This is a genomic window from Pseudoxanthomonas sp., from assembly GCF_002863005.1.
Taxonomy (GTDB): Bacteria; Pseudomonadota; Gammaproteobacteria; order Xanthomonadales; family Xanthomonadaceae; genus Pseudoxanthomonas_A.
In genome coordinates this window covers 1-8,086 of record NZ_PKDG01000063.1, presented here as the reverse complement: position 1 = coordinate 8,086, position 8,086 = coordinate 1, and the positions used below count along the sequence as shown (strand labels likewise).

Below are 8,086 nucleotides of genomic sequence, written 5' to 3'. Positions count from 1 at the left end.
GCGATGTCGAAAACCCACGCATGAACCCCCGATCTGTGCCCGATCTGTGCCCAAAGCGGCGCTTGCGCGGCCGCTTCCTACCCGCCAGACTCGCCAAAAAGGGCGGTTGAACTTCCTATACCCCAGCTCCATGGCGATGCGCGCCCATTCGCCCCGATGGTGGATGGTGTCCAGCCAATCCAGGATGCACGCCAGGGTGCCGTCGAGACCTGCGTCGCCGCAGGTCGCCAGCATCTGCTCCAGGCTGGCGGCCTTCTGTTCGAGGTTGCGCTCCATCACCTCCAGCAGCAGCTCCTCGCGATCGGCGAAGTTGGAGTAGAAGGCCCCCTGCGTATAGCCGGCACGCGTGCAGACGGCGCGCAGCGACAGCGCCGGGATCGAGTGCTCCACGATCAGCGCCTCGGCGGCATCCAGCAGCGCCGCGCGCGTGCGGGCCTGCGATTCACTGCGGTTGAGCGGACGTGCGTGGCGTTGGGCTTGGCTCACGGCCGGCTCCGGCGCGACGGGGCGGCAGTATGCCACCGCCTTGCACAGGACGCCGTCAGCGTGCGGTGACCGTTCCCGACGGAGCACGCACGGGCGGCGGACATGGCGTCAATCATCGTAGAAGCCACCCCCCGCACCGGCGCCCAGGCGACCCTTGTCGATGTAGTTCACCTTGAGATATTCGGCCCAGCCCTGCGTTGCGGGATTTGCGCTTGCGATGTTGTACGCCGTGCGCAGGCCGACAATGTCGTAGATCTGGAACGGCCCCAGCTTGGCGCCGGTCCCGATTCGCCAGGTCTTGTCGATGTCCTCCGGACTCGCCACACCTTTCAACAACAAGGCGGCGGCCGCGTTGAGCAACGGCACCAGCAGCGAATTCAGCACGTAACCCGGCTGCTCCTTGTGCAGTCGGATCGGTTCCATGCCGATTTCCGCAGCGAAGCGCGCCACCTGCTCGAACACCTCAGGATCGGTCTGCGGCGTACCCATCACTTCCGCTGTGTTCTGGCGCCAGATGTGATTGGCGAAATGCAACGCCAGGAACTTCTCCGGCCGGCCCGTCGCATCCGCGAATGCACTGGGCAGCAGCGTGGAGGAGTTGGTGGCGAAGATGGTGCCTTCGCGCGCCAGCCTGGCGAGTTCGGCATAGACTGAGCGCTTGAGTTCCAGCTTCTCCGGCACCGCTTCAATTACCAGGTCCGCGTCGCGCACGGCCTGCGCAAGGTCGCTGCTCAGTGCGATGGCCGCCGCGACCCTGGTGGTCGCCTCGGGCGTCGTCCCCGGCAGGTCGGCGGCATATGTCTGAGCCAATCGCGTCAGGGCGTCGCGGGCACGCTCCAGCGCTGCTGCGTCAATGTCGTACGCCGTGACGCTCTTGCCGTGAAAGGCGCACTGGAAGGCGATCTGCGCGCCGAGCACGCCAGTGCCCAGCACGGTCACCCGCTGCAGGCCGGAGGGCGAGGCGACGGTCTTTGTGGTGTCCTGTGTCATGTTCATGCGTCCTCCCCGGCCAGCAGGCCGGCGTCGTGGAGCAATGCACCGATCTCGGTGCGGTCGAGCCTGGCCAACACGCGGTCGCGCAGGAACGACGGGCCCGGCAACGCCAATTCTTCGCCATCGCGCAGCTGGTGCAGTGCATCCAGCAGGGTGCGGATGTCGTAGGTGGAATTGAACACTTCCGGCACGCCGCGTTCAATGCCCAACAGCGTGTAGACCGCTTCCATCGGCGTGCGCACCGAGTACTCGGTGGTGAAGATACAGTCGCGTTGCTTCGACTCCGCGAACTGGCCGATGAATGCGAAGTTCACAGCGCCCGCTGGCACCACGTCAGGGCGATCACCGGCTTGACGCGGCATGAAGAAGGCGGTGATGTACGGCATCATCACCGGCACGGTGTTGGCTCCCGTGGCTGCAAGCTCCGCGATGTCCTCAACCGACACACCCATGTGATACAGCCATTCCTGGGTGATTTCCTCGCCGGTGCAGTCCTGCATCGGCTTCTTGACGTAATCCCCCGGCACGTCCGCGAACAGGCCATAGAACCAGATCACGACCTGGTCCTTGGGCTGCTTCTTGAAGTGCGGCTGGCGGTTCACCGTCCAGCTCAGCAGCCAGCTGGAATCCTTGGCGGTGACAATCCCGCCGGTCACCACCTTGCCGCTGAACGGGTCGCGCTTGGCGATCTTCTCGATGTACTTCGGGATGCGCGCGTCCAGCGTGGTGATGGTGGCGGATTCCCATTTGGTCTCCGGAATGTGCGTGCCGAACACGTCGGGCCGCCCGAACGACGGATCCTTGGCCGCGATGCGCCGCCACAGATCCCAAGCCGGTGCCGGGCCTTCGTCCAGCAGCGCCGCGGTCTTGTGGTCGCCCTCGTTGCTGTTTTCCACCAGCGAGCCGATGGTCATGAACAACAGGTCATCGGGGCCGAGTGCCATGCCACCGGGCTGGCCGTCGCGGTTCCAGTGGATGCGCGTGGCCTGCTTGCGTCCGTTGGTGGCATCGATGTCGAAATCGACATCTGTCACCTCGGTGCAGTACTGGAACACCACGCCCTGGTCCTTCAACCACTTCACCAATGGCAGCACCAGCGATTCGTACTGGTTGAAGCGGGTGAACTTCAACGCGGAAAGATCCGCCAGACCGCCGATGTGGTGGATGAAGCGGTGCAGATAGAGCTTCATTTCCAGCGCCGAATGCCACTCTTCGAACGCGAACATGGTGCGCCAGTACATCCAGAAGTTGCTGGCGAGGAAGTCCTCACCGAACACCTCGTTGATGCGCTTGTTCTCCATCTCCTCGCGCGTGGCCATGAAGACCTTGAGCATGTCCTTCTGCGCGGCCTTGCTGAGCGTGAACTTGCCCATGTCGGGCGCAGGCTTGCCCTGTTCGATGGTGGCGCGCTGCAGGGAGAAATTGGGGTCGTCCTTGTTCAGCCAGTAGAACTCGTCGAGCACGCTGGCCCCCTCGACTTCCAGCGACGGAATGCTGCGGAACAGATCCCACAGGCATTCGAAATGGTTCTCCATCTCGCGGCCGCCGCGGATCACGAAGCCCTTGTCCGGCTTCTCAAGTCCATCCAGTGCGCCGCCCGGCACGTCGATGCGTTCCAGGATGGTGATGCGCTCGCCCGGCATCTGGCCATCGCGGATCAGGAAGGCGGCGCCGGCCAGCGAGGCCAGGCCGGAGCCGACGAACCATGCGGATTTGCCGTCGACCCCGTCTGGCTTGCGCGGGCGGGCGAAGGCTTCGTAATTGCCACTGCTGTAATACATGTACGGACTCCAGTCGGGGAAGTTCAAGGTCATCGATCTAGGGATCATCTGAATAACACGCCCTGATGCTGCTTTTGCCGCCACACGAGCATCAATATTGTGTCGGGCAGCGATTTTCATCGATTTCAGGTCGGATTTCGGCCGTTTCCGGCCTGTTCTGGCGGGCTTCCCCGCCATCCAGGCGCAACTATCCCGCAGCCGCCAATAAATCTCGCCGCGCCATCCACAGGTTCGACAGCGCGAACAGTGTCAGCACCTGCGCAGTGTTCTTTGCCAGCCCGCGGTAACGCACTTTGGCGTAACCGAACTGGCGCTTCACCACCCGGAACGGGTGCTCAACCTTCGCGCGCACGCTGGCCTTGTAGCGCTCCCAGCGCTCGGCGTATTTGCGGTCACGCTTGTTCTTCATCGCCCGCAGCTTCGACGGCTTCTCCGCGATCAGGAAGCCGACGGCAACGTGCTGCAGCTCTTCGCGCTTGTCGGCGCCGGTGTAGCCACTGTCGCCGCACACCGTATCCTCCTTGCCATGCAGCAGCTTGTGCACCTGGGTCACGTCGCCGACGTTCGCGGCCGTGCACTCCACGTGGTGCACCAGCCCCGAATACTCGTCCACGCCAATGTGCGCCTTCATCCCGAAGTGCCACTGGTTGCCCTTCTTCGTCTGGTGCATCTCCGGATCGCGCTTGCCATCCTTGTTCTTCGTCGAGCTTGGCGCGGCAATGATCGTGGCGTCCACGATCGTGCCCGCGCGCAGGCTCTGGCCCTTGCGTGCCAGGTGCGCGTTCACCCGCGCCAGGATCTTCGGCGCCAGGTCATGCGTCTCCAGCAGACGCCGGAAGTTGAGGATCGTGGTCTCGTCGGGGATGTCGTCCAAACCGCTCAGCTCGGCGAACCGGCGCATCACCGCTGTGTCGTAAAGCGCCTCTTCCATGGCCGGGTCGCTGAGCGCGTACCACTGCTGAAGGAAGTGAACCCGCAGCATCGTTGACAGCGGATACGGCTGCCGGCCAGGGCGACCCATCTTCGGATAGTGCGGCTCAATCAGCTTCAGCAGCGCCTTCCACGGCACCACCTGATCCATCTCGGCCAGGAAGATCTCCTTGCGGGTCCGCTTGCGCTTGCCCATGCCTTCGGCATCACCGAACGTCAGCTGTATCGATCGTCACCCTCATCGCGTTGCGCTATTGTCGCCCACTTCGGGGGAGTTGTTCAGAGTTTCCCTAGCGAAAGGTCACTCCCACGGTAATGTATATCATCTGATATTTGAATTCCATTTGAGATCTATATGGCTGTCCGGACGGCTTTTCGCGGCCCGCAAATGATCTGGGCACCCGAAGGTGCCCAGAGGTAAGCGCGTTTGATGGCGGGGACGATGCCGGTGCCGGGCCGCTTCGCCACGCCTTGATGCCCTTTCGGCCGATGGCGGCCGGCCACGCGCTGGGCGATCATCGACGACCCGCCTGAGGAGAGCCCCATGTCCCGAATCGAACTTGATGGCAAGGTCTGCCTGGTCACCGGTGCCGCCAGCGGCATCGGCAAGCACATCGCCGAAACCTATGCCGCCGCCGGTGGCCGCGTCGCGATCGCCGACCTGAAGCTGGACGCCGCGGAAGCCACCGCCGCCGCGATCCGCGAATCCGGCGGCCAGGCGATGGCCGTGGCGATGGACGTCACCAGCGAATCGCAGGTGGTCGAAGGCGTCGCGCAGATCGCCGCCGAATGGGGCCGGGTGGACGTGCTGGTCTCCAATGCCGGCATCCAGATCATCAACAAGATCACCGAGTTCTCGTTCGAGGACTGGAAGAAGATGCTCGCCATCCACCTCGACGGCGCCTTCCTGACCACCCGCGAGTGCATGAAGGACATGGAGAAGCGCGGTGCGCCCGGCGCGATCATCCTGATGGGCTCGGTGCACTCGCATCTGGCCTCGCCGCTGAAGGCGCCCTACGTCACCGCCAAGCACGGCCTGCTCGGCCTCGCCCGCACCATCGCCAAGGAAGGCGGCAAGCTCGGCATCCGCTCCAACGTGATCTGCCCGGGCTTCGTGCGCACCCCGCTGGTGGACAAGCAGATCCCGGAGCAGGCCAAGGAGTTCGGCATCAGCGAAGAGGAAGTGATCCAGAAGATCATGCTGAAGGACACCGTCGATGGCGAATTCACCACGCTCGACGACGTGGCCAACGTGGCGCTGACCCTGGCCGCTTTCGAGACCAACGCGCTCACCGGCCAGAGCATCGTGGTGAGCCACGGCTGGTTCATGCAGTGAAGCGGTCGGCCACGCACGCCGTGGCATGATCCCTCGCCATGGACACGTCCCCGCAACTGCTCGAGAAGGTCGCTCAATATCCCGCCATCGCCCTGGTGCTCCAGGGCGGCGGCGCGCTCGGCGCCTACCAGTGCGGCGTCTATCAGGCGCTCAACGAGGCCGGCATCCGCCCCAACTGGTACGCCGGCATCTCGATCGGCGCGATCAACGCGGCGATCATCGCCGGCAACCGGCCGCAGGATCGCATCGAACGGCTGCGTGATTTCTGGGAAACGATCTGCGAACCCGCGGGCCTCGCCAGCTGGCCGGCGATGGGCGTGCGCGCCGGGCTTTCGATGCTGCCGATGAACCCGGCTCTGGAAACCTGGGCCGCGACGATGAGCGCCCTGGCCGCCTTGTGGCAGGGCCAGCGCGGCTTCTTCACCCCGTGGCCGGCCTCGCCCTTCATGCGCTGCGACGGCACGCCGCAGGCCACCAGTTTCTACGACACCACGCCGCTGTTGGCAACGCTCGAGCGGCTGGTGGATTTCGACCGCATCAACGATGACCGCACGGTGCGCCTGACCGTTGGCGTCACCGACGTGGAGAGCGGCAACTTCCGCTATTTCGACAGCCGCGACACCCGGATCGGGCCGAAGCACATCCTCGCCTCAGGCTCGCTGCCGCCGGCCTTCGCGCCGGTAGAGATCGAGGGCCGCCATTACTGGGACGGCGGCGTGGTCTCGAACACGCCGCTGGAACACATCCTCGACGAATGGCCGCGCGAAGACACGCTGGCCTTCCAGGTGGACCTGTGGAGCGCGCGCGGGCAGCGGCCGCAGACGATGATGGACGTGCTCGAACGCGGCAAGGACATCCAGTATTCCAGCCGCACCCGCCACGGCACCGATACGGTCGCGCGCACCCAGCAGTTGCGGACCGCGCTGAACGACCTCATCGCCCGCCTGCCCGAAGGCGGACTGCCCGAAAGTGCCCGCGAGGCACTGGCGCCGTGGCTGGACGATCGCGTCATCAACATCGTCCACCTGATCTACCAGGCCAAGCCGCACGAACAGCAGTTCAAGGACTATGCGTTCGGCCGCATCAGCATGGAGAGCCATTGGCAGAGCGGGCTGGCCGATACCCGGCAGACGCTGTCACACCCCGGCTGGTTCGACCTGCCCGACCGCGACCACGGCTACGCGGTACACGACGTGCACCGCGTCACGCAGAAGAAGCATCTGACGCGCTTCTGATCGGTTCGGGCCCGCCTCAGAACGGCTTGCCGACCACCAGATAGACGATGCCGACCAGGAGCACCAGCGGGATCTCGTTGATCCAGCGCAATGCACGTGCCGACGGCAGCGGACGCCCGGCTTCGGCAGCCTTCAGCCAACGCCCGATGACGATGCTGAAGACGAACACCAGCGTGACCAGCAACAGCTTGGCGTGCAGCCAGCCGCCGGCGAAACCGAAGTGCAGCCACAGCGTGAGCCCCATCAGCAGCGCGATGCCGAACAGCACGTGCCCGAAGCGGGAGAGCCTGCGCCCCATCAACACCAGTCGCTCGCGCACGGCCGGGTGTTCGCCTGCCTCGGCCAGGTTCACGAGGATGCGCGGCAGGTACAGCACCGTCGCCGATGGCCAGGGCGCGTTCGGCTACAACGCCGCCAACGGCGAGTTCGGCGACATGATCGAGTTCGGCATCCTGGACCCGACCAAGGTCACCCGCACCGCGCTGCAGAACGCGGCGTCCATCGCCGGCCTGATGATCACCACCGAAGCGATGGTGGCAGAGCTGCCGAAGAAGGAAGAGCCGGCGATGCCGGGCGGCGGCATGGGCGGCATGGGCGGCATGGATTTCTAAGCCCCGCGATCCATCAAGCAAGACCACAAAGCCCGGCCTCGTGCCGGACTTTGTGCGTTCTGGCGTCCGAGGCGGGAGACTTCCTACCCGCCCCGCGGCAATGTCTGACGCGAAGATCAGAAAACGCCGATATGAACGCGTGCTCGCGGGCGCAACCCTGAGCAGCCGTCCCTGCAACGGAGCGCTGCGTGCCGCGCCTGACCGCACCCCGGCGGCAGGCCGAGGTGTGCGCGCCACTGCCGGCCGCCCACGCCGCTGCGCGTTACGCGCGCCACCTGCCCGAGCGCACGCTGCTGTACGCGCTAGTGCAGGCGCACTACCCGGACTTCATCGCGCGTCTTGAGGCCGAAGACCGCCCGCTGCCCGAGTATGTGCGCGAGGAGTTCGAGACCTACCTGCGCTGCGGCGTGCTCGAGCACGGCTTCCTGCGCGTGGTCTGCGAGCACTGTCGTGCCGAGAGGCTGGTGGCGTATTCCTGCAAGAAGCGCGGGCTGTGCCCGAGCTGCGGCGCACGGCGCATGGCCGAGTCGGCGCGGCATCTGGTGGACGAGGTGTTCGGCCCGCGGCCGGTGCGGCAATGGGTGCTGAGTTTCCCCTACCCGTTGCGCTTCCTGTTCGCCAGCAAGCCGGAGGCCATCAGCCCGGTGCTGGGCATCGTGCATCGTGTGATCGCCGGTTGGCTTGCCGATCAGGCCGGCGTGCCGCGGGATACGG

At 65.2% G+C, this 8,086-nt stretch carries 8 protein-coding genes and 1 pseudogene; 4 read left to right on the top strand and 5 right to left on the bottom strand.

Annotation, left to right across the window (positions count from 1 at the left end; translation table 11 throughout):
- The 4 genes from CYU89_RS18655 to CYU89_RS18640 all read right to left on the bottom strand — a co-directional run.
- Positions 1 to 486 (bottom strand): TetR/AcrR family transcriptional regulator (locus tag CYU89_RS18655; protein WP_296283075.1); only part of this gene is annotated, 486 nt, incomplete at its 3' end.
- Positions 487 to 594: 108 nt separating this feature from the next.
- The gene (locus CYU89_RS18650) at positions 595 to 1,482 is read right to left on the bottom strand and encodes a 3-hydroxyacyl-CoA dehydrogenase (protein WP_016448220.1); all 888 of its coding nucleotides are present in this window, start codon (positions 1,480 to 1,482) and stop codon (positions 595 to 597) included.
- On the bottom strand, positions 1,479 to 3,260 hold the full coding sequence (locus CYU89_RS18645) for an oleate hydratase (protein WP_343125272.1): 1,782 nt from the start codon (positions 3,258 to 3,260) through the stop codon (positions 1,479 to 1,481). The genes CYU89_RS18650 and CYU89_RS18645 overlap by 4 nt, the downstream gene beginning before the upstream one ends.
- Before the next feature lie 187 nt (positions 3,261 to 3,447).
- Positions 3,448 to 4,416: an IS5 family transposase gene (locus CYU89_RS18640; RefSeq protein WP_075076220.1), complete on the bottom strand. Its 969-nt coding sequence runs from the start codon at positions 4,414 to 4,416 to the stop codon at positions 3,448 to 3,450.
- Between the two features lie 318 nt (positions 4,417 to 4,734).
- On the opposite strand from CYU89_RS18640, the gene CYU89_RS18635 reads away from it, so the two are divergent.
- Both CYU89_RS18635 and CYU89_RS18630 read left to right on the top strand, forming a co-directional pair.
- The gene (locus tag CYU89_RS18635) at positions 4,735 to 5,526 is read left to right on the top strand and encodes a 3-hydroxybutyrate dehydrogenase (RefSeq protein WP_023124372.1); all 792 of its coding nucleotides are present in this window, start codon (positions 4,735 to 4,737) and stop codon (positions 5,524 to 5,526) included.
- Between the two features lie 38 nt (positions 5,527 to 5,564).
- Complete coding sequence (locus CYU89_RS18630; protein ID WP_023124371.1) at positions 5,565 to 6,761, top strand: patatin-like phospholipase family protein; 1,197 nt, start codon at positions 5,565 to 5,567, stop codon at positions 6,759 to 6,761.
- Positions 6,762 to 6,777: 16 nt separating this feature from the next.
- Here CYU89_RS18630 and CYU89_RS18625 read toward each other — a convergent pair whose 3' ends face one another.
- Positions 6,778 to 7,137, bottom strand: a complete 360-nt coding sequence (locus tag CYU89_RS18625) for a CopD family protein (protein ID WP_049881948.1) — start codon at positions 7,135 to 7,137, stop codon at positions 6,778 to 6,780.
- Positions 7,138 to 7,144: 7 nt separating this feature from the next.
- Here CYU89_RS18625 and CYU89_RS18620 point away from each other — a divergent pair.
- Together CYU89_RS18620 and CYU89_RS18615 are read left to right on the top strand one after the other, a co-directional pair.
- Positions 7,145 to 7,372: pseudogene (locus tag CYU89_RS18620) on the top strand (TCP-1/cpn60 chaperonin family protein); the annotation flags it as partial.
- 224 nt (positions 7,373 to 7,596) lie between these two features.
- Positions 7,597 to 8,086, top strand: a 490-nt coding sequence (locus CYU89_RS18615) for a transposase zinc-binding domain-containing protein (protein ID WP_296283077.1), incomplete at its 3' end; no start/stop codon positions are given.